Genomic DNA, 22,170 nt, shown 5'->3' with positions numbered 1-22,170 from the left:
GGTTATGGAGGTGGTTGTTTGGGGGTTTGGGGAGGACGTGTCAGAACGGTCGGTCGCCGACGATCCCGGCGCGTTCCATCTTGCGGACGGCCGGCCAGTAGTCCTGGACGGCGTAATGCTGGGTGCAGCGGTTGTCCCAGATGGCGATGCTGTTCTCGGTCCAGCGCCAGCGCACCTGGTATTCCGGGATCGTTGCCTGACTCATCAGGTACTGCAACAGATTTCCCGCCCCGGGGGCGTAGTCGATGCCGAAGCGAACGTGGTCGGAGGTGTGGTAGTTGACCAGATGCGTCGTGAACGAGTTGACGAACAGAATCGGGTCGCCGGTCTCCGGATGCGTACGGACGACCGGTTGTTCGGCGTCCGGGAATCGGCTGTGCAGCGCGTGTCGCTGCTCGATCGGCATCCGGGCGCCGAAGCTGGCCTCGATGCTGTGCCGTGCACGCAACCCGGCGATCTGGTGCTTCACCGCCGCCGGCAACCGGCGGTAGGCCTCCACCATGTTGACCCAGATCGTGTCGCCACCGACCGGCGGCGCCTCGACACAGCGCAACACCGATCCGAACGGCGGGTTCTCCCGCCAGGTGGCGTCGCAGTGGAAGGCGTTCTCGAAATGCTCTGGCGGACTGTCGAGGTCCTTGTAGATGCGAACCAGACCGGGATGGTCGGGGTCGCTGCCCAGGACCGGATGATCCTCGAGCGGCCCGAACCGCTCGGCGAGTGCGACATGCTCGGCGCGGGTGATGTCCTGGTCGCGGAAGAAGAGCACCTTGTGTTCGAGCAGCAGCGAGCGGAGCCGGTCGAACTGAGTGTCGTCGCGGGAGACCTCGCCGAGGTCGATGTCGAACACCTCCGCCCCGAGGGAGCAGGTGAGCGGTTGGACCCGAAACGGGGTCTCGACCGACTCACGGAGTGCGGTTGTCATGATTCGTCCTTTCGGTTCAGGCGAATTGGCTGGTGAGTATCAGAGGGTGAAGACCGACGACCCGACACTGCGGCCGGCTTCCAGATCGCGATGTGCGGTCACGGCGTCGGCGAGGTCGTAGCGCTGGTTGATGTCGATGGTGATTCGTCCGGCGCCGACATGGGAGAACAGTTCGCCGGCGAGTGCGGCCCGCTCGGCCGGATCGGCGATGTAGTCGGCGAGCGCCGGCCGGGTGACGAACACCGAGCCGTTGACGGCCAGCTGCATCGCGTCGATCGGCGGGATCGGGCCCGATGCGGTGCCGAAGCAGACGAGGAGTCCGCGTCGCGCAACCGATTTGAGGGATGACTCGAAGGTGGTGGCGCCGATACTGTCGAACACGACCGGGACACCGGCACCGTCGGTCAGCTCCCGGACCCGGCCGGCGACGTCCTCGCGGGTGTAGATGATGGTCTCGTCGCACCCGTGCTCGCGGGCAACGGCAGCTTTCTCCTCGCTGGAGACGGTCCCGATCACCCTCAGCCCCAACAGTTTCGCCCACTGGGTGAAGATCAGTCCTACTCCGCCGGCAGCGGCGTGCAGCAGCACCGTGTCACCGGCGGCCAGCGGCCAGATGCGGCGCAGCAGGTACCCGGTGGTCAGTCCGCGCATGGTCATCGCCGCGGCGGTGTCGAAAGCGACGTCGTCGGGCAACGGGATCAGATGCTCGGCCGGCATGACCCGTTCGGTGCTGTAGGCCCCGAGGGGGCTTCCGGTGTAGGTGACCCGATCGCCGGCGGACACCGACGTGACTCCCGAACCGACCTCCTGCACCACGCCGGCAGCCTCCACACCCATTCCGGCCGGCAGCGGCGCCGGGTACAGCCCGGTACGGAAGTAGGTATCGGCGAAGTTCAGGCCCACCGCCTCGTGGGCGATGCGGACCTCACCGGGGCCCGGTGTTCCGACCTCGACTGTCTCCCAGCGCAATACGTCGGGTCCGCCGACCTCGTGGAAGCGTACGGCCTTCGCCATGTTTTCTCTTCTCCTCTCGGCCCTCATCGTTCGAACGCGTCTGGTTGGAACGCCTTGATCGGGGCCCATCTTGTGGCGGCCATTTCGTCCGACCGCTCACTGTGATGGAGACAACATTACGAGAGTTCGACCGCCATTGCTTTTCCTCAAGGGACACCCCGCTGTGCATTTCGGGACATACACTGGCGGTTGTGAAACCCCTCGCCCGCTACGCCGCACTGAACAACTACGTGGAACTCGGGCACTCGTTGGGTCTCGATCCGGCACAGCTCGTGCGGGACGTCGGACTCGATCCCGCGAGTCTGGCGTTGCAAGATCGGTGGGTGCCCGCCGAGGCGATCGCCGAACTACTCGAACGATCCGCCGCCGCCTCGGGCCGTGCCGACTTCGGTCTCGCGCTGGCCCGGTATCGCCGCCTCGGCAACCTGGGTCCGTTGAGCCTCGTCATCCGCGAGGAGCCCGATGTACGGAGTGCGCTGCGGGTGTTGATCAGGCATCAGCACATGTACAACGAGGCGCTGCGAACGCGCCTGAGCGAAGTGGGCGGTGTCGCCACACTCGCCACCACCGTCGATGTCGGCGGTAGCGGTGACGTCCGGCAATCGGTGGAGCTCGCCGTCGCCGTCCTGTTCGGGCTGCTGCAGGGATTCATCTCCCCGCAGTGGCGTCCGCTGGGCGTCGCGTTCACCCACACTGCGCCCGACGATCCCCGCGCGCACGATCAGTTCTTCGGCACCACTGTCCGGTTCGATCAGGACTTCAACGGGATCACCTTGTACACAAAGGATCTCGATATCCCCAACGCGATGGCGGATCCGGAGCTGCACCGTTACACGCAGGAACTCCTCGACGACTTCGCAGCCTCCCCCGAGCCCGACACCGCGTATCGGGTGCGTGAACTCATCGAACTACTGCTACCGACGGGACGCTGCTCGGTCGATCAGGTCGCCCGAAGTCTCGGCGTGGATCGCCGCACCGTCCACCGGCGGCTGCGTGCCGAGGGCGAGACGTTCTCGTCGGTCCTCGACTCGACCCGGGTCGGGTTGGCCCGTCACATGGTCGGCAGCGATCGCCATTCGCTGACCGAGATCGCCGACCTCCTCGGGTTCTCCTCCCCCGGCAACTTCTCCCGGTGGTTCCGGCAGCGATTCGGACAGAGCCCGAGCGAGTGGCGCCGGGCCGCCTGAGTCAGGCCAACCTGAGTCAGTCCCGCCTGAGTCAGTCCAGCCTGAGTCAGTCCAGCCTGAGTCAGTCCAGCCCGAGTCAGTCCAGCCAGTCCAGCACCGATGCCGCGGTCCAGCTCTGCTGCATGCTGCCCAGCGGTTCGCCGGTGAACGGTTCGTAGTACTCCGCGAAGGCACCGTCGGTGGCCTGCCGCAGCCCTTCCTCACGCAGCCGCGCGGACCGTTCGGTCCAGCCGCGGCGCGCGAACGCCCAGCTGAACAGCCAGGTCATCACCGGCCACACCGGCCCGCGCCAGTACTCGCGCGGACGGAAGTCCATGGAGATCGGCGACGTCGACGGTGGAACCGCGTAGCGCAGGTCGGGATGACCGCAGAAGCGTGGGCCGTCGAACAGCCGCAGCAGCGCGCGTTCACGTTCCCGGGAGAGCCCACCGCAGATCAGCGGCGCGAAGACCGCGATGGTCTCGGTATTGATCCAGGAATCCGTCCGTAGGTCGTAATCCCGTGCGGCACCGTTGCGTTCGTTTGCCGAGGCCACCACGCCGGCGCGGAAACGATCCGCCCACGCACGGAGGTCACGCACATCGGAACGAGGCTTCGAGTAGTCCTCGCCGATGGTGGCGAGCACATCGCACGCGACGGCGAAGATCGCGCTGACGAAGACGTCCTCGACCGCGAAGTCCATCACCTTCGGCAACAGATCGTCGTCGTAGTTGGCCCGCTTCATCTGTTCGACGAGCCACAGGTACCGGTCGTATTCGAGGTTCGACGGCCGCATCGACAGATCGCCGCCCACGTGATCGAGGTCGGCGCGGACGTAGGACGGCAGATCGGCGCCGGGCACCACGTTCGCGTACGGGCGGTCCCAGCGCGGCGAGTTGTCCATTCCGGATTCCCAGCCGTGGAAGATGGTGACGCGGCCGTTGCCGTGCGGATCACGGGCGTGGGCGAGCCATCGATGCCACCGCACCAGCGACGCCCAGCGCCGGTCGATGAACTCGTTGGCGACCGCGCGCGTCGTGCGCCCGTGACGGCGGGAATGGTCGAGGATGCGCTGGACCGCGATCGCATGCACCGGGGGCTGGGTGATGCCGGAGGTGTCCGGGGCATCCGGGGCGCAATTGGCCAGCCGCGCACATTCCCATCGCGCCGGACCCGGGAAGTAGCCGTCGCGACCGTTGGCGAACACGATGTGCGGGATCATGCCGTTCGCCCACTGCGCCGACAGCAGCGTATCCATCTCGATGACCGCCCGCTCCACCGACAGCGGCGCCAGCCCGACGGTCACGAACGCGGCGTCCCAGCTCCACATGTGGGGGTACAGCTTGGGTGCGGCGCTGGTCATCGTGCCCAGGTCATTGCCGCGCAGCAGGTACGCCGCTCGGGCTGACAACTGCGTCGGGGTGAATCCATACCGTGCCACGCGTCGATTCTGCCCTGCTGACGACGTCGTCGCGCACCGAGTGTGCGAGGATGACGCCCTTGTAGCCTGGCGGTGTGTCGACTGCTTTGATAACCGGGGCCAGCCGCGGCCTCGGCGCGGAGATCGCCCGCCAACTCGCCGGAACCCATGACCTGCTGCTCGGCGGTCGCCCGTCGGCCGAACTGGACGCACTGGCCACCGAGCTCGACGGTGCCAGCACATTCGGAGTCGAGCTCACCGACTATGAGGAGGTGGAGGCGGCGGTCGAGGCCATCTCCTCGCTCGACGTCCTGGTACACAACGCCGGCGTCGGGAGCAGCCTCGAGACCATCGCCGACACCCCGGTCGAGGAATGGCATCAGGTCCTCGAGGTCAATCTGGTGGCGGCGGCCGAACTGACACGACTGTTGCTCCCCGCACTGCGCGAGGCGCACGGGCACGTGGTGTTCATCAACTCCGGCGCCGGCCGCCGTGCGAATCCGCGCTGGGCACCGTATGCGGCGAGCAAGTTCGGCCTGCGCGCCCTTGCCGACGCACTGCGTGCCGAAGAACCCACGCTACGTGTGACGTCGGTGTTCCCCGGCCGCATCGACACCGACATGCAGCGCGACCTCGTCGCGATCGAGGGCAACGAGTACGACCCGTCCAAGTTCCTGAAGACGTCGACGGTGGCCGCGGCCGTGGTGCACGCCATCACCACGTCGGCCGACGCACATCCCGAGGAGATCGTGCTGCGGCCGACGGGGCGCGGGTGACGCGCTACAGCTGCTTCAAGTCCGACTGCTCCCACACCGCACGCATCGACGACACCTTGCCGTCGGCGTTGAACACCATGATGTCGATCGGGGTGATCTCGAACTTCATCCCCGACGTCCCGGTGACCAGGGTGAACTCGAAGACCGCGGTATCGCCCGCGATCTTGCGCCACTTGAGCGTCGCCGTACGCTCGTCCATCCCGGTGATGACCGAGTAGAACTCGATCAGCTGCTCACGGGTGGTGCGCAGGTCTGCGCCGATCGGGTCCTCGACGGTCGCGTCCGGTGCGTACAGATCGGCGATCTGCTCGGCCGTGCCCGAGTTCAGGAGATCGACATATGCGTCGACCGTCGCGTTGATCTTCTCGCTGAGGGTTCCCTGCTCCACCGTCATCATGCGCCTTTCGTCGAAGTAGAACGTGTTCTATTTCGAGACGGTAGCACCGTCAGGCATCGACCCGCTCGTAGATGGTGGCGTTGGCCAGACCGCCGGCTTCGCACATCGTCTGCAGGGCGAACCGCTCATCCCGCTGCTCGAGCGCGTTGACCGCGGTCGTCGCCAGCCGCGCGCCGCTGGCACCGAGCGGGTGGCCGAGCGCGATGGCGCCGCCGTTGACGTTGACGCGGTCGAGGTCGACGCCCAGTTCCTTGGCCCACGCCAGCACCACGGGCGCGAACGCCTCATTTACCTCGAACAGCCCGATGTCGCCGAGATCGAGTCCGCTGCGGGTGAGGATCTTGCGTGTGGCAGGGATGATCGCGGTCAGCATCAGCAGCGGGTCGTCGCCCGCAACCGCGAACGAATGGACCCGCGCCCGCGGCTGCAGACCCAGTTCACGCGCCTTGTCCTCCGACATGATGAGCAGAGCGGCGGATCCGTCGCTGATCTGGCTGGCGTTGGCTGCGGTGATGTTCCAGCCGATCTGCGGGAAGCGTGCCGCCATCGCCTCGTCGTAGTACGCGGGGCGCAGCCGGGCGAGGTCCTCGAGGGTGCTGCCCACACGGATGCCCTCATCGGCAGTCAGTCCCGCGATCGGCGCGATCTCGTTCTCGAACAGACCGTTCTTCGTCGCGACGGCCGCGCGGTCATGCGACCGCAGGGAGAACTCGTCGATCTCCGCGCGCGAGATGCCCCACTTGGCCGCGATCAGCTCGGCGGAGATGCCCTGTCCGACAAGACCCTCCGGATAGCGTTCGTCGAATGCGACACCGTTGAGATCGCTGGTACCCGCGACGGCCGACCCCATGGGTATGCGCGACATCGACTCCACGCCGGCGGCCACCACCACGTCATAGGCCCCGGAGAGGACGCCTTGCGCAGCAAACGCGATGGCCTGCTGCCCGCTACCGCACTGGCGGTCGACAGACACGCCGGGGACCGACTCGGGATACCCGGCCGCGAGTAGCGCTCTGCGGGCGATGTTGAAGCTCTGCTCCCCGACCTGACTGACCACACCGGTGACGACGTCGTCGATGAGCCCCGGATCGATTCCGGTGCGGTCGACCAAGGCGGACAGGCTGTGCGCCAGCAGGTCTACGGCGTGGACGTCATGCAGCGCGCCGCTGGCCTTACCCTTTCCGATCGGCGTGCGGACCGCGTCGACGATGACTGCATTCGTCATGGAACTACCTCCAAGTCAGGGCTGACTTTTGTCGGCCATAGTCACGTGATACGCCGCTGACTATGGTCCTGTCAAGTCAGATGTAGGATGGTTCACATGATGACGTTGACGGGTGCGTTGGCCGACCGGGACTCCTGGCAGGCAACCGGATGCTCGATCGCGAAGGCCTTCGACATCATCGGCACGCGGTCGGCGATCCTGATCCTGCGCGAGGCGTTCTACGGGGCGACCCGGTTCGACCAGTTCGCCCGACGGGTCGGCATCACCGACGCCGTGGCATCGGCGCGACTGAAAGAGCTGACCGAGGCCGGCGTATTCGAGAAGGTGCCCTACCAGGAGCCCGGCCAGCGGGTTCGGTATGAATACCGGCTGACCCAGATGGGTCGCGATCTCATGCCCGTGGTCGTCGGCCTGATGCAGTGGGGCAACCGGTATCTACAGCCCGACGGCGCGCCGTTGCGGTTGAGCGACAACGCCACCGGGGAGTCGGTGACCGTCGATGTGCGGACAACGTCGGGAGCCGAGGTCGACGACGTCGATGTGCGGGTGGCGCGGCGGTTCCGCTGAAAGTCGCGATGAGTTCTGCCCGCGGGTGCAGTCTGACCTACATGGGCAAACTCATCTATGGCTTCAACGTGTCGGTGGACGGGTACATCGCCGACGCGCAGGGCAACTTCGACTGGTCCGAACCGAGCGACGAACTGCATCAGTACTGGAACGATTTCGAGCGAAACACCGCCTTGTCGTTGTACGGGCGACGACTCTACGAACTGATGTCGGAGTATTGGCCGACCGCCGACCAGGACCCGGACGCGGGTCCGATCATCGTCGACTTCGCACAGGTCTGGCGAGACATGCCCAAGGTCGTGTTCTCGCAGACCCTGGAGTCCGTTGACTGGAACTCCCGCCTCGAACGCGGCGACCCGGTCGAGGTGGTGACGAAGCTGAAAGCCGAGACGGACGGCCAGATGGAGGTGGCCGGCGCGACGCTGGCCGCGCCGATCGTGCAGGCCGGGTTGGTGGACGAGTTCCGGATGGTGGTCTCACCCACCGCCGTGGGCGGTGGCCTTCGGTTCTTCCCGACGCTGCCGTCGTGGATCTCCATGTCACTGGTGGAGAATCGCACCTTTCCGGGCGGCATCGTCCTGCTGCGCTATGAGGTGAAGCGGGACTGATCTACTTCAGATCCGCACTCGACTTCCCCAGCACCCGACGCGCGATGATGAGCTGCTGGATCTGCTGAGTGCCCTCGAAGATGTCGAGGATCTTGGCATCACGCGCCCACTTCTCCAGCAGCATGGTCTCCGAGAAGCCTGCGGTGGCACCGACTTCGACGGCCTTGTTGGTGACGTCGGTGACCATGCGACCGGCCTTGGCCTTCGACATGGACGCCTCGCTGGAGTTCGGCTCTTTGTTGTCGGCCATCCATGCCGCCCGCACCGTGTGCAACCACGATGCCTCCCAGTCGGATTCGAGACGGATGAACTCGCAGACCGTCGCGTGCTGGGCGGCGGCGGGCCTGTCGTAGTCGATCGTGTGTCCGGCTTCTTCGAGCATGCGCCGCAGTTCCTCGAGCGCGGCCCGCCCGAGTCCGATGGCCATGGCCGCGACGAACGGGCGCGTGTTGTCGAAGGTCTGCATGACCCCGGCGAACGCCTTGCGGGTGTCCACCTCGGGCGAGCCGAGGAGGTTGTCGGCGGGCACGCGGGCGTTCTCGAAACGGATGACCGCGGTGTCCGACGCCTTGATGCCGAGCTTGTGCTCGAGCCGCGCGACGGTCACACCCTCGGTGGTCATCGGCACCACGAAGCTCTTGATCGCCGCCCGCCCGGCGCTACGGTCGACGGTGGCCCACACCACGACGTGGTCGGCCCGCGAGCCGGCGGTGACAAAGATCTTCTCGCCGTTGATCAGGTAGTCGTCGCCGTCCCGGGTAGCCGTCGTCGACACCGCTGCCGAGTCGGAGCCGAAGCTGGGTTCGGTGATCGCCATCGCCGCCCACACACCGGAGAACTTCTCGAGCTGTTCGTCGTTGGCGACAGCGGAGATGGCGGCGTTGCCCAGGCCCTGACCGGGGATCGAGAGCAGGAGGCCGACGTCGCCCCAGCTCATCTCGCTCGCGGAGATGAGCGAGCGCATGTTGGGACCGTTGACGACGTCGGAGGCGGGCTCGTCGGTATCGGAGGATCGTTCCTGGTCACGCGACTTCTTGGCCAGCTTGCCCAGCTCGTCGAGCTCCACCGGGTATTCGTGCTCGGCCTTGTCGTACTTGCGCGAGATCGGCCGGAAGATGTGCTCGGCCGCCAGGTGGGTTCGCTCGAGGGTCGAATCGAACTTCTTCGGCAGCTCCAGGTTGATCGCCATGACCCTACCTTACTCAGCGGTAAGTTCTTTTCCAACCCCCGTTGAGGACATACCCTGAACCGGTGACCTACGACGACGATCTCGCCTACCGGATTCGCGGCATGCTGGCAGCCGAGTGCGGTGTGGACGAGAAGTCCATGTTCGGGGGTCTGGCCTTCCTCATCAACGGCAACATGGCCATCGCGGCCAGCGGGCAGGGCGGCCTCATGGTGCGAGTCCCGCCCGATCAGACCGAGGTGCTCCTCGAGTTCGACCACACCGCGCCCATGGTCATGTCGGGCCGCGAGGCCCGCGGCTGGTTGCGCGTCTCCGACGACGGCATCCGCACCGAACGCCAGCTGCAGCGATGGGTCACCATCGGCTCCGACTACGCCCGGAAGCTGCCGCCGAAGTAGATCTCGACACGGCCCCTCGCCCGGAGCTCGGAACCTAGATCAGCGAGTCCAGGCGGGAGTCACCCACCACTGGACGCTCGGCAGGATTCACCCCCGCTCGTCGAGTAGCGAGCGAGCCCCCGGGGCGAGCCTGCGTACCGAGACCCGGTCCCGATCGCTACGGGACGACGTTGACCATCCGCCCGGGCACCACGATCACCTTGCGGGGTTCACCGTCGAGCAGGGGCACGATCTTCTCGTCGGCCAGAGCGACGGCGCGCACGGTCGCCTCGTCGGCATCCGCGGCGACGACGATCCGGCTGCGCACCTTGCCCTTCACCTGGATCGGGATCTCGATGGTGTCCTCGACGAGCCACTTCGCGTCGGCTTCCGGGAACGGACCGCGCGCCAGCAGTGACTGCTTGCCGAGCCGGTGCCACAATTCCTCGGCGATGTGCGGCGCCAGCGGGGCCAGCATCACGACCAGCGGCTCCACGGCCGCGCGGGGTGCGCCCGAGCGTTCGAAGTTCTTGGTCAGGTGATTGGTCAGCACCGTCAGCTTCGCCACCGCGGTGTTGTTGCGCAGCTCGGCATAGTCCTCGCGGACACCGGCGATCGTCTTGTGCAACAGGCGGTTCGTGTCGTCGTCGAGCTCGGCGTCGGTGCAGCGGGACGCCCCGGTCTCCTCGTCGACCACCAGGCGCCAGATCCGCTGCAGGAACCGCTGGGAGCCGACGACGTCCTTGGTCGCCCACGGGCGCGACTGATCCAGCGGACCCATGAACATCTCGTAGACACGCAGGGTGTCGGCCCCGTAGTCGCGGCAGATGTCGTCGGGCGTCACCGAGTTCTTGAGCGACTTGCCCATCTTCCCGTATTCCTGGGTGACCGGCTCGCCGTCGTAGAAATACCCGCCGTCGCGCTCCTCGACACCCTCGGCCGGCACATAGACACCCCGCGAGTCGGTATACGCGTAGGCCTGGATCATGCCCTGGTTGAACAGCTTTCGGTACGGCTCGCGGCTGGTCACATAGCCGAGGTCGAAGAGCACCTTGTGCCAGAAGCGCGAGTACAGCAGGTGCAGCACCGCATGCTCGACGCCGCCGATGTACAGGTCGAGGCCACCCGGATCGTCCGGACCGTGCAGCTTCGGCCGCGGACCCATCCAGTAGGCCTCGTTCTCCTTGGCGCAGAACGTGTCCGAGTTGGTGGGGTCGATGTAGCGCAGCTGATACCACGAGCTGCCCGCCCACTGCGGCATCACGTTGGCGTCCCGGGTGTAGGTCTGCAACCCGTCGCCCAGGTCCAGTTCGACGGTCATCCAGTCGGTGGCCTTCGCCAACGGCGGCGACGGCTCGCTGTCCGCGTCCTCCGGGTCGAAGGAGACCGGCGCGTAATCGTCGACCTCCGGAAGTTCCACCGGCAACATCGATTCCGGCAGAGCGTGGGCCTCACCGTCGGCGTCGTACACGATCGGGAACGGTTCGCCCCAATATCGCTGACGCGCGAACAGCCAGTCGCGCAGCTTGTACTGGATGGTGCCGGTGCCCGCTCCCTGGGCCTCGAGCCACTCGATCATGGCGGCCTTGGCCTCCTCGACCGCCAGACCGTCGAGGAAGCCGGAGTTCACCGCGGGACCGTCGCCGATGTAGGCCTCGGTCTCGATGCCCTGCTCGGAACCGATCACCTCGCGGATGGGCAGCCCGAACACGGTCGCGAACTCGTAGTCGCGCAGGTCGTGGGCGGGCACCGCCATGATCGCGCCGGTGCCGTAGCCCATCAGCACGTAGTCCGCGATGAACACCGGGATCTGCTCGCCGTTCACCGGATTGGTGGCGAAGGAACCGGTGAAGACACCGGTCTTCTCCTTGTTCTCCTGCCGCTCCAGATCCGACTTCGCCGCGATCTGTGCGCGATACACCTTGATCGCCTCGGCCGGACTCCCGGCGCCGCCGGTCCACCGATCGTCGGTACCGTCCGGCCAGGCCTCGGCCGTGAGCGAGTCGACCAGCTCGTGCTCGGGAGCCAACACCATGTAGGTGGCGCCGAACAGGGTGTCGGGTCGGGTGGTGAAGACCTCGATGGCGTGTCCGCCCGCGGCCGTGTCTGTTCGGCCCGCTCCCGGCACCGGGAAGGCCACCTGCGCGCCGCGCGAGCGTCCGATCCAGTTGCGCTGCATCGTCTTGACCTTGTCCGGCCAGTCCAACAGATCCAGGTCGTCCAGCAGACGGTCGGAGTAGGCGGTGATGCGCATCATCCACTGCCGCAGATGCTTGCGGTACACCGGGAAGTTGCCGCGATCGCTGCGGCCGTCCGTGGTGACCTCTTCGTTGGCGAGCACGGTGCCCAGCCCCGGGCACCAGTTGACCAGCGAGTCGCTCTGATACACCAGCCGGTGGGAGTCGATCACCGCGTTGCGTTCTGTTCTGGTCAGCGACGACCAGTCGCGCCCGGCGAATTTCTCGTCGCCGTCGAGCGTCCGCGTGCCCGAGTCGAACTCGCCGATCAGCTCGGCGATGGGACGCGCCTTGCCCTGATCGGCGTCGTACCAGGCATTGAAGATCTGCAGGAAGATCCACTGCGTCCACCGATAGAACTCGACATCGGTGGTCGCGACCCGTCGCCGCTCGTCGTGTCCCAGCCCGAGCCGTCGGATCTGGCCGAGGTAGCGCTCGATGTTCGCCTCGGTGGTGGTGCGCGGGTGCGTACCGGTCTGGACCGCGTACTGCTCGGCGGGCAGACCGAAGGAGTCGAAGCCCATGGTGTGCAGAACGTTCTTGCCGGTCATCCGCTGGTAGCGGGCGAAGACGTCACTGGCGATGAAGCCGAGGGGATGTCCGACATGCAGTCCCGCGCCCGACGGGTACGGGAACATGTCCTGGATGAAGAGCTTGTCGTCGGCGTCGGCGCCTGCCCCGCCGAATGCAGAGAGGTCGCCGGCCAGCGGTCCGACCGGGTTGGGCGCCTCGTAGGCGTGCTGGTCTGCCCAGTTGCGCTGCCACCGGGCTTCGATCTCACCGGCGAGCTCGGCGGTGTAGCGGTGGCCGGGCACGCCGACCGCGCCGGGGGCCGTCGCGGTACGGGCAGAATCAGCTGAAGTCACCCGACCAGCGTAAATCGTGGCGTGAACCACGAGCCAACGGGTGGTCGCCACGAGTGAGCGCCGACCGGTGAATTCTGCAGCTACGACGGTCGGTCGTATGGTTGTCGATGTGAACGTCCTGCCTGTTGTCGCCGCCGTGATCGTCTTCGTGCTGGCTGCGATGTGGCTGGTGGTCGGGCTGCTCGGCATCACCGGTCGACTGCGCCGCAACCGTTTCCTCGGTGTCCGCGCCGACGAGTCCATGCGCTCTGAGCAGGCATTCACCGTCGCCAACCGGGTCGCCGCACCCGGTCTGCTGACCGCTGCCGCCCTGCTGGTCCTGGGCGGAATCCTGACGCTGGGCATCGACGGATTGTGGTCCCTGGTGTTCGCTGGTGTCGCGCTCGTCGCCGCGGTGTTCGTCGTCGGCCTGGTCAGCGCCTACGGCGTCCGTGCCGCCGCAGCCGTCCCCGCCGAGGACGACGGCTGTGTGTGCTGTTCCTCACACGAGAGCGCGGCAGATCCCGCCGGCGACACCGCCGCAGCGAAGGCCACCGACGCCGACCATGCCGCCGACTGCGGGACCTCGAGCTGCGGCGCATGCACCCTCCGTGGCGTGTGCTCGGCCGAATCGGCCCAGGCCTGAGCCTCTGTGTCGTCACCGCTGAAGGTCGCTCGCGACCTCCTCAACCGCTCCCCGATCGACGGCTTCATCCTCGCCATCCTGACCGCGGTCATCGTCGCCGCATTCCTGCCCGCCCGCGGTGATGCCGCCGACGTGCTCGACTGGGTCGTCGTCATCGCCATCGCGCTGCTGTTCTTCCTGTACGGCACCCGCCTGCACCCGCGGGAGGCGCTCGAGGGCCTCAAGCACTGGCGGCTGCACCTGACGATCCTGTCGTTCACATTCGTGGCGTTCCCGATCATCGGGCTGGCGATCAAACCGATCGTCGAACCGATCGTCGGCGCCGACCTGTACGCCGGCCTGCTGTTCTTGTGCCTGGTGCCGTCCACGGTGCAGTCCTCGATCGCCTTCACCTCGATCGCCCGCGGCAACGTGCCGGGTGCGATCGTCAGTGCGTCGGCATCCAACATCATCGGCGTCGTGCTGACGCCGCTGCTCGTGGTCGCCCTGATGACCACGGAGAACGGCGTGCAGATCAATGCGACGTCGGTGCTGAAGATCGTCCTGCAGATCCTCGTCCCGTTCATCATCGGCCAGCTCGCGCGGCCCTGGGTCGGTGGTTTCTTCGGCCGGCACGCCCGCGCGACGAAGCTCGCCGACCGCGGTTCGATCGTGCTGGTGGTCTACTCGGCGTTCAGCGAAGGCGTGCGTGAGGGCATCTGGTCGATCGTCGATGCGTGGCAGGTCATCGCGGTCGCAGTGATCTCGCTGATCCTGGTGGTGTTCATGCTCGTGGTCACCCGCTGGGTGCCCCGGCGGCTCGGGTTCAACCGCGAGGACGTCATCGCCATCCAGTTCTGCGGCACCAAGAAGAGTCTCGCCACCGGTCTGCCGATGGCGACCGTGCTGTTCGCCGGGTCCACGGTCGGGCTGATCGTGCTGCCCCTGATGATCTTCCACCAGATCCAGCTCATCCTCTGCTCATGGTTGGCCACCCGCTACGGCCGAGAGGCGGACGCGGCAACGGCCGCGCAGTGATCAGCTTCGACCCTCGAATGTTCACTGCGAGGAAACTAAAGTTCGCTAGACTACCCGCATGAGTGCCGACGTTTCGAAGACCGTCCGCGACACCGGCGACCCCGCACCCATCCAGCGTGAGGTCATCGGCGAGCCCCCGACCGGCGGAGACCTCGAGGCCGCGATCGCCCACCAGGTCCGGTTGCTGCGGCGCAATGCGGGGATGTCGGTGGCCGACATGGCGGCCAAGGTCGGGATCTCCAAGGCGATGTTGTCCAAGATCGAGAACGCCCAGACGTCGTGCAGCCTCTCCACTCTGGCCCGGCTCGCGGCGGGTCTCGATGTCCCGGTCACCTCGCTGTTCCGCGGCGCCGACGTCGAGCGGGAATCCATCTACACCGAGGCAGGCAAGGGTGCGGTCATCGTCGGCCGTGGCACCCGCGTCGGCCACCACTACGAACTCCTCGGCACCCTGCGCGGACAACACAAGCGCCTGGAACCCGTACTCGTCACCCTCACCGACGACAGCGAGGTGTTTCCCCGCTTTCAACACCCGGGCACCGAGTTGCTCTACATGCTCGAGGGCGTCATGGTCTACGGCCACGGCACCGCCGAGTACACCCTGAGCCCCGGCGACTGCCTGCTGCTGGACGGCGAGGGCATCCACGGCCCCCACGACCTGGTCCAGTTGCCGATCCGGTTCCTGGCCGTCACCGCCTATCCGGATAATCACGAGACGCAGTGACGGGGTGGGTGCCGGCGTGTGGCGCGCGCGTCGGCCCTTATCGAGTAGGAGGGCCGGGTTTCCCGGCCCTCCTCTCACACCACCGTACGTGCGGGTCTCGCATACGGCGGTTCGCTGGGTCAGTGAAATCGGGTCCAGGCCTGGTGAAAGGTGAGCAACCCCTGGCGTTGCCAGTAGCTGTTGGGTAGTGCCAGGTTGAGGAAGGTGTCGGCCACATGCCAATACCCGAGACTGCTGTGGCCCCAGCGCTGAGCCTCGCGAGCCGCGATACCCAGAGTCTGCAACTGCGCGGCCCGGGTATGGCCACCCTTCCATTCCACCCAACGGATCTGCCGTAACCGTCGCCTCAGCCGGCCATCGAGTCCGCGAAACTTTCCCGGTGTCGTGGCGAGGCGAAAATACCCCATCCACCCTCGGATGTACTGGTTGAGCCGCATGATCCGGAAACCCATCGACACACTCCACGTCCGCGACGTCAACGCGCGGACCCGCGCCAACATCCGGGCCCACGCCGTAGGCGCCACCCGAATCTCGAACGCCCCGTCACGCAGAAAGAACGCGAACCCCAACAACGTTGCTGCCAACGCCGGATGGATCGAGGACTTACTGCGGTTCACCCTCAACTTCAACCGCTTCTCCAGCAACACCGTGCTCGATACGAGCACCCGTTCGGCAGCCCGCTCGGATTTCACAAAGATCCGGATATCGTCGGCGTAGCGGACAAACCGATGCCCCCGCGCCCACATCTCCTGATCGAAATCATCGAGCATGATATTCGACAACAACGGCGACAACGGCGACCCCTGCGGGGTGCCCTGCGCCGACGGATGCCGCACACCGTCTACCATGATCCCCGCCTGCACATAGGCACGGATCAGCCTGAGTAGCCGCTTATCCTGGACTTTCCGCGCAACCCGCGACATCAGCATGTCGTGATTGACCCGATCAAAAAACGCATCGAGATCCACCTCGACCACCCACACATAACCCTGCTCGATGAGCAGACGAGCGACTTTCACCGCATCATGAGCGCTTCTGCCCGGCCGAAACCCATACGAGACCTCGGCGAACCCCGGATCAAACACCGGGACCAACACTTGCGCGACAGCCTGCTGGATCAACCGATCCAACACCGTCGGTACCCCCAACTTCCGCTGCCCACCATCAGGTTTGGGAATCATCACCTGACGCACCGGCGACGGCCGATAGGTACCCGCATCCAACGCCGCACGAACCTCACCCCAATGCTCAGCGCACCAGCCACGTAACTGATCCGTGCTGATCCCGTCGACACCAGGCGCGCCCTTGTTACGTTCGACACGTCTCACCGCGGCAGCCAGATTCTGCGAGTCAAACACCTGCCCCCACAAATCATCGCTGCCCCTGAGGTCCTCCCCAGCATCCGCCGGACGGTCACTACGCACAGACGACGGCTCTCGCGGATTCACCGCTCAACCCCTTTCGCCTGCCCCACCACGGGGTTGGCTGCGATCACCGCACCCTCCGAGAAACACTGCTTCACACCATCAATTCCCAACGTTCAGCCCTTCCCAGCACACCCGATTCCCACTGGTACTACGACCTCTGCTGACTTCTGCCCCGTCACCGACCGCCCTCCCGGACAGCCGTGCTCCGACAACCCTCGCCGACGCACCAAGACAGACCTCCCCAGATAAGAACATCCACTGTCCTCCTACAACCGCCGCATATACACACCAGCCGTTTCGGTGGAACGGGCTTCATCACACACGGCTGACTCACCCCAACCGGCATGCCTCACATGCGATTCGTATACCTCGGTGCAGGATTTCGTCTCCGGCTTCCTTCCCACCCCACCTCACGATGACGCAGTTGCCCTCGACTAGGAGTTAAACCACCTTCCCCTCCGGAGGACTTCCACCTCCAAGCGAATGCCCATGCTGGGCGTACCGTGACGCATCCTCGCAAGCTCGGAGGCTCCTCAGGGACCGAGTGGGGCCGCGTCCTCGCAGGCTCGGAGGCTCCTCAGGGACCGGGTTGGGCCGCGTCCTCGCAGGCTCGGAGGCTCCTCAGGGACCGAGTGGGGCCGCGTCCTCGCAGGCTCGGAGGCTCCTCAGGGACCGGGTTGGACCGCATCCTCGCAAGCTCGGAGGCTCCTCAGGGACCGAGTGGGGCCGCGTCCTCGCAGGCTCGGAGGCTCCTCAGGGACCGGGTTGGACCGCATCCTCGCAGGCTCGGAGGCTCCTCAGGGACCGGGTTGGGGACCGGGGACCGAGTGGGACCGTGATCACCCCACCGGCGCCGACAGCGGCAGATTGACGAAGCTCGGCCGGGTCGGGTCGAGCTGGATGTGCTCGGGCCGCAGCTGCGACTCGTTCAGCAACGGGCGCAGCGGGAGGCCGCGCGGCAGGTTCATCGCGAACACGTCGACCCGCAGCCGATGCCCGGGCCGGATCAGCGCCTCGGTCGGCAGCAGCCCGATGTCGAGGGAGACCGGTCGGCCGGGGGTCACCCTCTGCCGGGACGCCAGCGTCAAGTCGTAGAACGGATCGATGACGTCGCCGTTGGGCGCGAACTGCGACTTCGACCGGTCGTAGTCGCGCAGTGACGCCATCACCTGACCCGAACTGATGACCTTCGACGTCCCGTCGGGCGCAACGTCGTTCAGCGTCGCCGTCCAGTAGCCGTCGGTCGCGTCCATCACCGTGTTCAACCGGACATTCGTGTAACCGGACACGCTACGCGTGGTGCGCATCGGTGCCGTGGTGAACGTCAACGCGTTGCGCTCCGCGATCCGGGCGTCGTTCGCGCAGAACGGGAAGAACGCGGTCGCGCCCGCCATCTGCTGCGCGGAGTCCCGCGAGCACAGCGTCAGGATTCCGGGCGAGATCGTCATCCGGCCTCGTGACGCCGGCACGTCGGTGGTCAGGCTGCCATCGCGAACCGCATACGGGGCGGTGCCGCTGGGGCGGTCACCGAGGTAGAGCCGCTGCCGGGTCATGCCGGCCCGGGGGAACTGCTGCGCGGTGATCCACGAGTCGCCGACCTGCTTCAGGTTGACCGGCCCGTACGAGTCGATGCCGTTGTCGATGCCCTTGAGCCACTTGTCGAACCAGGCCTTCTGGAGTACATCGAGGCGCGGCGGTTGGGCGCGATGACCCTGCCCGCCGCCGATCGTCAGGTGATACCCGTCGCCCATGATGAGCTGTTTGCGGCCCGGCGACAACGGGATCTTGTTGTACATCCGGACTTCGCTGTTGGTGAAGAGGTCGAACCAACCGCCGTAGATGAACGTCGGCGTGCTGATCCGCTCGGCATGGTCGAGCCACGCCTGCCGTGGTTCGCCCGTCGTCGTGAGTAGTTCGCGCAGTTCCGGCGGAACCGACGCGATGTCGGGTGTCAGGAGCGCCGCGAAGAGCTGCGGATAGAACGTGAACGGGTCGGAGACGCGGTCGGCCAACCACTTCCAGTCGAAGGTGCCGTTCAGCATCGACGCCACGTTGGGGACCATCTTCGTCGTGTTGACCAAGGTGAGCCACATCGGCAGGAAGCCGGCGCCGAGAGCACCGCCGGGTGCGACGATGTCGCGGATGAGGTCGCCGCCCGGTTCCACGGGGAAGATGGCCTTGAGCGCCTTCGGGTTCTTGTTGGCGGCCTGGATCTGGTTGATCGCCGAGTACGAGACCCCGGACATGCCCACCTTGCCATCGGAGAACCGTTGGCGCGCCGCCCAGTCGATCACCTCGGTGGTGTCCTGCTGTTCCCGGTTCTGAAAGACGTTCCACGTGCCCTGCGAGAAACCGGTCCCCCGCACGTCGACGACGACCTGCGTGTAGCCGCTGCGCACGAGGTCGTAGTCGACCATGAAGGTGCGTGCGCCACCGTCCTGGAGCGCCTGGGTGAGCTGGGTGATGTCGGCGAAGTCACGCAGCGGCGAGGACACCTGGGCGATGGTCGACACCAGCTGGGTCAGGAACGGCCCAAGCACCGGATGCTGGGTCACCGCGGACCCGACCGCGGTGATCAGCTTGGTGTACGGCGTCATGTTGACGATCACCGGAGTGCGCCTGGCCGACGCCCGCCCGGCCTTGTCGGCGGGACGGTACACGTTGGCGCGCAGAATTGTTCCGTCACTCATCCGGATCGGGACATCCCACGTGACGGCGACGCCGGAATAGGGCTGCGGCCCGTCGTGCGAGGCGACCCACCGGGCGGCGGCAGCACCTCCGGACGGCGGCGGCGCCGCTGTCGCCGCCGGGATCACCAGCCCCGACACCAGCAGCACCGATGTCAGGACACCGACAATTCCCGCGATCTTTCCCACCCGCACGCCACAAACCCCCCGGTTGTCGAACAAGCGAGGAAAAGGTAGCAGAGATTGTGGCGTGCGTCACCCCTGGGGTTCAGGATGCCGGTTCGAGGTGCCGGTGCAGGTCAGTTGCGCGTGAGGTCGAGCGGGTGCGTGGCGAGCAGCGGCATGGGCCACGGCTGCCGCCGGAGCACCGCACCCCAGAGGTCGGTGGTGGTGGGTGCGACGATGTCCCCCGGCAGCGCCGAGGCGAGCATCCAGCTGTCCTGTTCGAGTTCGGCGTCGAGTTGGCCGATACCCCAGCCCGAGTAGCCCGCGAACAGTCGGACCGATTCGAGAACGTCGGCGAGTGCCTCCGGGTCCCCGTCGAGGTCGACGAGGGCCACCCGGCCGTCGACCGGACGGATCGCGTCGTGGCCGCTGATGTCGGCGCCGTGTTTCACCACGCCGAGACACAGCGCGGCATCCTGTTTGACCGGGCCGCCGACGAACAGCGCCCGTGGCGACGCGGCGAGCTCAGACCACTGCGGGAGCAGATTGTGCACCGCGGTCTGACTCATCCGATTGAGGACGACCCCGAGACTGCCGGCCTCGTTGTGCTCCATCATGTAGATGACGGTCCGGGCGAATGTCGGCTCGAGGAGATCGGTGGACGCGAGGAGAAGGGTGCCCGGCCGGACCCGGCCGACGGACGGCAGATCCCGTGCCGCACCCGCAGCGCCCTCCGAGTAGAACTCGGGGGTCGGTTCCTCTGACTCGTCGCCGCCGGCCACCTTCACATCATGGCATGGACCGACCCTCCAGGTCGGTACTCTGGATCAGTGATGTCAGTGTCTCCGCATACCAACCCCGGTCTGCGGGGCTTCATACGCTCGCTCGGGCACTCGCCAGGGCTGGGGCGGCTGTTGGCGGTGCGCCTGACCAGTCAGATCACCGACGGTGTGTTCCAGGCAGCACTGTTCGGAGCGATCCTCTTCAATCCCGAGAGGCATGCCGATCCGCTCGCCGTGGCGGGCGGTCTCGCCGTGCTGCTGCTCCCCTACTCGATGATCGGCCCGTTCGCCGGCGCCCTCCTCGATCATTGGGACCGACGCAATGTCCTGATGTACGCCAACATGATTCGCGCTGTGCTGATCTCCCTCGTCGCGCTGTGCATCGCAACGGGTGCGAGCGACACGATCGTGCTGATCGGGGCGCTCGCGGTGACCGGTGCGAGTCGCTTCGTGGCGTCGGGCCTGTCCGCATCCCTGCCCCATGTGGCACATCGCGACGTCATCGTGGCGACCAACGCACTGTTCACCACCCTGGGCGCGGGCATGCTCGCGGTCGGGGCCGGTTTGGCCGCGGTGCTGCGCGCCCTGTTCGGTGCGGACAACTCCGGCAGTGCTCTCACCACTCTGGGCGGGGTGGCCATCGCACTCATCGCGGCCGGCCTCGCGCACGGTTTCGCGCGACTCCAACTGGGCCCCGACGAACCCGACGACCCCGGCCGGTCGGCCCTGCACGCCGTCACGGTCGGACTGCTGCACGGCGCCCGGGCCGTCGCCCGATCACGGACCGTGTCGGCGGCTCTGTCGGCGATCGGGGCGCACCGGCTCGTCTTCGGCATCAACACCCTGATGCTGCTCGTACTGAGCAAGCAGGCCGGGGCCGGCGACGGCCTGGCCGGGCTCAGCGTGGTGGCCGGTTTCACCGCCGGCGGTGCGTTCCTCGCCGCCGTGATCACCCCGATCTCGGTGGAGCGATACGGCCGACGGTTGACGCTGGTGACCGCCCTGTCGCTCGGGGCCGTCGCAGAGGTCTCACTGATCACCTTCAACCCGGTGGTGCTCTGCATCGGAGCCTTCGTCCTCGGCCTCATCGGCCAGGTCGCCAAGCTGTGCGGCGACGTCGCGATGCAGGTCGACATCGGCGACGCCGTGCGCGGGCAGGTCTTCTCCGTGCAGGACGCGGTGTTCAACATCGCCTACGTCGGCGCGGTCACGCTGGCCGCCTTCGCGATCCCGCCCGACGGGCGGTCGGTGGGGCTGCTGGTCTTCGGCGCCGTGCTCTACCTGGTCGGCGCCGTCGTGGTTCGCTTCCTGCACACCCCTCCCCATCGGCATCGGTCGGTCAACGGTGATCGAATCGAGGCGACCGGTCGTCATAGCTGACGTCGGCGCGCCCGTCGCCGTCGTCGTCGACGAGCACCCGGTCGTAGCGGCCGTCACCGTCGGAGTCGACGTAGAGCCGGTACGCCACCGGGACACCCGCCCGCCGCGTGCCGACGATCTCGACGTCGGCGGCCCCGTCACCGTCGAGGTCTCGGGACACCACGACCGTCTCCCCGCCCGGGTCGGGTTGCGGCTGGGGTTTCGGTTCCGGCGCAGGACCGTCCCCCACCCGGCCCGCCGGCGGCGGGATCTCCGGTTCGCCACGGCCGGGTGGTCCGGTCCGCCGGCCCCACACCCCGTTACCCGAGTCCCGGAAGAGGGCGTCGGGTCGGCCGTCGTCATCGCGGTCCAGTGCCGCGACGTCGGCGGATCCGTCGCCGTCGGTGTCCCACATCGCATCGTCCCGCAGCCCGTCACCGTCGAAATCCAGCCACACCGCGTCCGGCTGCCCGTCGTGGTCGAAGTCGGCGTCGGCGGACGACACCCAGGACGTGGTGTGCCCGTCACCGGTCCCGAAGAGGTAGTCGATCGCCGAATCCATACCGATTCGACGCACCGCGCCGCCCGCTGGTTCCCTGCTCGACCCCGGCCGGTAGGTT

20 protein-coding genes are annotated in these 22,170 nt (G+C 66.8%); 9 read left to right on the top strand and 11 right to left on the bottom strand.

Features of this window, described 5'->3' with window-relative positions; genetic code table 11:
- Positions 1–40: 40 nt before the first annotated feature.
- Positions 41–925: a TauD/TfdA dioxygenase family protein gene (locus ACVT6V_RS04190; protein WP_489898556.1), complete on the bottom strand. Its 885-nt coding sequence runs from the start codon at positions 923–925 to the stop codon at positions 41–43.
- 39 nt (positions 926–964) lie between these two features.
- Positions 965–1,939, bottom strand: coding sequence for a quinone oxidoreductase family protein (locus ACVT6V_RS04185; RefSeq protein ID WP_489898555.1), 975 nt, complete (start codon positions 1,937–1,939; stop codon positions 965–967).
- A gap of 191 nt (positions 1,940–2,130) precedes the next feature.
- Here ACVT6V_RS04185 and ACVT6V_RS04180 point away from each other — a divergent pair, with 191 nt between their 5' ends.
- The gene (locus ACVT6V_RS04180) at positions 2,131–3,126 is read left to right on the top strand and encodes an AraC family transcriptional regulator (protein ID WP_489898554.1); all 996 of its coding nucleotides are present in this window, start codon (positions 2,131–2,133) and stop codon (positions 3,124–3,126) included.
- Positions 3,127–3,202: 76 nt separating this feature from the next.
- On the opposite strand, the gene ggh is transcribed toward ACVT6V_RS04180, so the two are convergent.
- Complete coding sequence (gene ggh, locus ACVT6V_RS04175; RefSeq protein WP_489898553.1) at positions 3,203–4,546, bottom strand: glucosylglycerate hydrolase; 1,344 nt, start codon at positions 4,544–4,546, stop codon at positions 3,203–3,205.
- 74 nt (positions 4,547–4,620) lie between these two features.
- Here ggh and ACVT6V_RS04170 point away from each other — a divergent pair, with 74 nt between their 5' ends.
- Positions 4,621–5,301, top strand: a complete 681-nt coding sequence (locus ACVT6V_RS04170) for an SDR family oxidoreductase (RefSeq protein WP_489898551.1) — start codon at positions 4,621–4,623, stop codon at positions 5,299–5,301.
- A gap of 4 nt (positions 5,302–5,305) precedes the next feature.
- Here ACVT6V_RS04170 and ACVT6V_RS04165 read toward each other — a convergent pair whose 3' ends face one another.
- Positions 5,306–5,695 carry a nuclear transport factor 2 family protein gene (locus ACVT6V_RS04165; RefSeq protein ID WP_489900701.1) on the bottom strand — a complete coding sequence of 130 codons (390 nt, stop codon included), beginning with the start codon at positions 5,693–5,695 and terminating at the stop codon, positions 5,306–5,308.
- A gap of 52 nt (positions 5,696–5,747) precedes the next feature.
- Positions 5,748–6,923, bottom strand: a complete 1,176-nt coding sequence (locus tag ACVT6V_RS04160; protein ID WP_489898550.1) for a thiolase family protein — start codon at positions 6,921–6,923, stop codon at positions 5,748–5,750.
- Between the two features lie 96 nt (positions 6,924–7,019).
- Between ACVT6V_RS04160 and ACVT6V_RS04155 the strand changes: the two genes are divergently transcribed.
- Both ACVT6V_RS04155 and ACVT6V_RS04150 read left to right on the top strand, forming a co-directional pair.
- The gene (locus ACVT6V_RS04155; RefSeq protein WP_489898548.1) at positions 7,020–7,490 is read left to right on the top strand and encodes a winged helix-turn-helix transcriptional regulator; all 471 of its coding nucleotides are present in this window, start codon (positions 7,020–7,022) and stop codon (positions 7,488–7,490) included.
- Between the two features lie 41 nt (positions 7,491–7,531).
- On the top strand, positions 7,532–8,098 hold the full coding sequence (locus tag ACVT6V_RS04150) for a dihydrofolate reductase family protein (RefSeq protein WP_489898547.1): 567 nt from the start codon (positions 7,532–7,534) through the stop codon (positions 8,096–8,098).
- 1 nt (position 8,099) lies between these two features.
- On the opposite strand, the gene ACVT6V_RS04145 is transcribed toward ACVT6V_RS04150, so the two are convergent.
- Positions 8,100–9,287, bottom strand: a complete 1,188-nt coding sequence (locus tag ACVT6V_RS04145) for an acyl-CoA dehydrogenase family protein (RefSeq protein WP_489898546.1) — start codon at positions 9,285–9,287, stop codon at positions 8,100–8,102.
- A gap of 62 nt (positions 9,288–9,349) precedes the next feature.
- Between ACVT6V_RS04145 and ACVT6V_RS04140 the strand changes: the two genes are divergently transcribed.
- Entirely contained in the window at positions 9,350–9,682 is a 333-nt protein-coding gene (locus ACVT6V_RS04140; RefSeq protein WP_489898545.1) for a TfoX/Sxy family protein, read from the top strand.
- Positions 9,683–9,839: 157 nt separating this feature from the next.
- On the opposite strand, the gene leuS is transcribed toward ACVT6V_RS04140, so the two are convergent.
- Positions 9,840–12,764 (bottom strand): leucine--tRNA ligase, encoded by a 2,925-nt coding sequence (gene leuS, locus ACVT6V_RS04135; protein WP_489898544.1) that lies wholly within the window; start codon positions 12,762–12,764, stop codon positions 9,840–9,842.
- Between the two features lie 97 nt (positions 12,765–12,861).
- Here leuS and ACVT6V_RS04130 point away from each other — a divergent pair, with 97 nt between their 5' ends.
- From ACVT6V_RS04130 to ACVT6V_RS04120, 3 genes are read left to right on the top strand one after another with little or no spacing between them, the layout of a single operon-like run.
- On the top strand, positions 12,862–13,389 hold the full coding sequence (locus ACVT6V_RS04130) for an SdpI family protein (RefSeq protein WP_489898543.1): 528 nt from the start codon (positions 12,862–12,864) through the stop codon (positions 13,387–13,389).
- A gap of 6 nt (positions 13,390–13,395) precedes the next feature.
- Complete coding sequence (locus ACVT6V_RS04125) at positions 13,396–14,406, top strand: bile acid:sodium symporter family protein (protein WP_489898542.1); 1,011 nt, start codon at positions 13,396–13,398, stop codon at positions 14,404–14,406.
- A 58-nt stretch (positions 14,407–14,464) separates the two neighbouring features.
- Positions 14,465–15,130 (top strand): helix-turn-helix domain-containing protein, encoded by a 666-nt coding sequence (locus ACVT6V_RS04120; protein WP_489898541.1) that lies wholly within the window; start codon positions 14,465–14,467, stop codon positions 15,128–15,130.
- A gap of 119 nt (positions 15,131–15,249) precedes the next feature.
- On the opposite strand, the gene ltrA is transcribed toward ACVT6V_RS04120, so the two are convergent.
- The 3 genes from ltrA to ACVT6V_RS04105 form a co-directional block, all read right to left on the bottom strand.
- Complete coding sequence (gene ltrA / locus ACVT6V_RS04115) at positions 15,250–16,488, bottom strand: group II intron reverse transcriptase/maturase (RefSeq protein ID WP_489898540.1); 1,239 nt, start codon at positions 16,486–16,488, stop codon at positions 15,250–15,252.
- Positions 16,489–17,396: 908 nt separating this feature from the next.
- Positions 17,397–19,439, bottom strand: a complete 2,043-nt coding sequence (locus ACVT6V_RS04110; protein WP_489898539.1) for a CocE/NonD family hydrolase — start codon at positions 19,437–19,439, stop codon at positions 17,397–17,399.
- Positions 19,440–19,543: 104 nt separating this feature from the next.
- Positions 19,544–20,191 (bottom strand): YqgE/AlgH family protein, encoded by a 648-nt coding sequence (locus ACVT6V_RS04105; RefSeq protein ID WP_489898538.1) that lies wholly within the window; start codon positions 20,189–20,191, stop codon positions 19,544–19,546.
- A 51-nt stretch (positions 20,192–20,242) separates the two neighbouring features.
- Between ACVT6V_RS04105 and ACVT6V_RS04100 the strand changes: the two genes are divergently transcribed.
- Positions 20,243–21,571: an MFS transporter gene (locus ACVT6V_RS04100; RefSeq protein ID WP_489900700.1), complete on the top strand. Its 1,329-nt coding sequence runs from the start codon at positions 20,243–20,245 to the stop codon at positions 21,569–21,571.
- Here the strand turns inward: ACVT6V_RS04100 and ACVT6V_RS04095 are convergent.
- On the bottom strand, positions 21,531–22,112 hold the full coding sequence (locus tag ACVT6V_RS04095) for a hypothetical protein (protein WP_489898537.1): 582 nt from the start codon (positions 22,110–22,112) through the stop codon (positions 21,531–21,533). The genes ACVT6V_RS04100 and ACVT6V_RS04095 overlap by 41 nt on opposite strands.
- Positions 22,113–22,170: the final 58 nt, after the last annotated feature.

The organism is Gordonia sp. LMA167 (assembly GCF_058130025.1).
Note: the sequence above shows the minus strand (reverse complement) of the source record. Positions and strands in the feature narration are given on the sequence as shown.

What these genes read in the sequence shown, in the direction of transcription:
- ACVT6V_RS04190 (WP_489898556.1), bottom strand. Translation starts at nt 925, where the DNA reads ATGACAACCGCACTCCGTGAGTCGGTCGAGACCCCGTTTCGGGTCCAA.
- ACVT6V_RS04185 (WP_489898555.1), bottom strand. Translation starts at nt 1,939, where the DNA reads ATGGCGAAGGCCGTACGCTTCCACGAGGTCGGCGGACCCGACGTATTG.
- ACVT6V_RS04165 (WP_489900701.1), bottom strand. Translation starts at nt 5,695, where the DNA reads ATGACGGTGGAGCAGGGAACCCTCAGCGAGAAGATCAACGCGACGGTC.
- ACVT6V_RS04160 (WP_489898550.1), bottom strand. Translation starts at nt 6,923, where the DNA reads ATGACGAATGCAGTCATCGTCGACGCGGTCCGCACGCCGATCGGAAAG.
- ACVT6V_RS04155 (WP_489898548.1), top strand. Translation starts at nt 7,020, where the DNA reads ATGATGACGTTGACGGGTGCGTTGGCCGACCGGGACTCCTGGCAGGCA.
- ACVT6V_RS04150 (WP_489898547.1), top strand. Translation starts at nt 7,532, where the DNA reads ATGGGCAAACTCATCTATGGCTTCAACGTGTCGGTGGACGGGTACATC.
- ACVT6V_RS04145 (WP_489898546.1), bottom strand. Translation starts at nt 9,287, where the DNA reads ATGGCGATCAACCTGGAGCTGCCGAAGAAGTTCGATTCGACCCTCGAG.
- ACVT6V_RS04130 (WP_489898543.1), top strand. Translation starts at nt 12,862, where the DNA reads ATGGTTGTCGATGTGAACGTCCTGCCTGTTGTCGCCGCCGTGATCGTC.
- ACVT6V_RS04120 (WP_489898541.1), top strand. Translation starts at nt 14,465, where the DNA reads ATGAGTGCCGACGTTTCGAAGACCGTCCGCGACACCGGCGACCCCGCA.
- ACVT6V_RS04100 (WP_489900700.1), top strand. Translation starts at nt 20,243, where the DNA reads ATGTCAGTGTCTCCGCATACCAACCCCGGTCTGCGGGGCTTCATACGC.
- ACVT6V_RS04095 (WP_489898537.1), bottom strand. Translation starts at nt 22,112, where the DNA reads ATGGATTCGGCGATCGACTACCTCTTCGGGACCGGTGACGGGCACACC.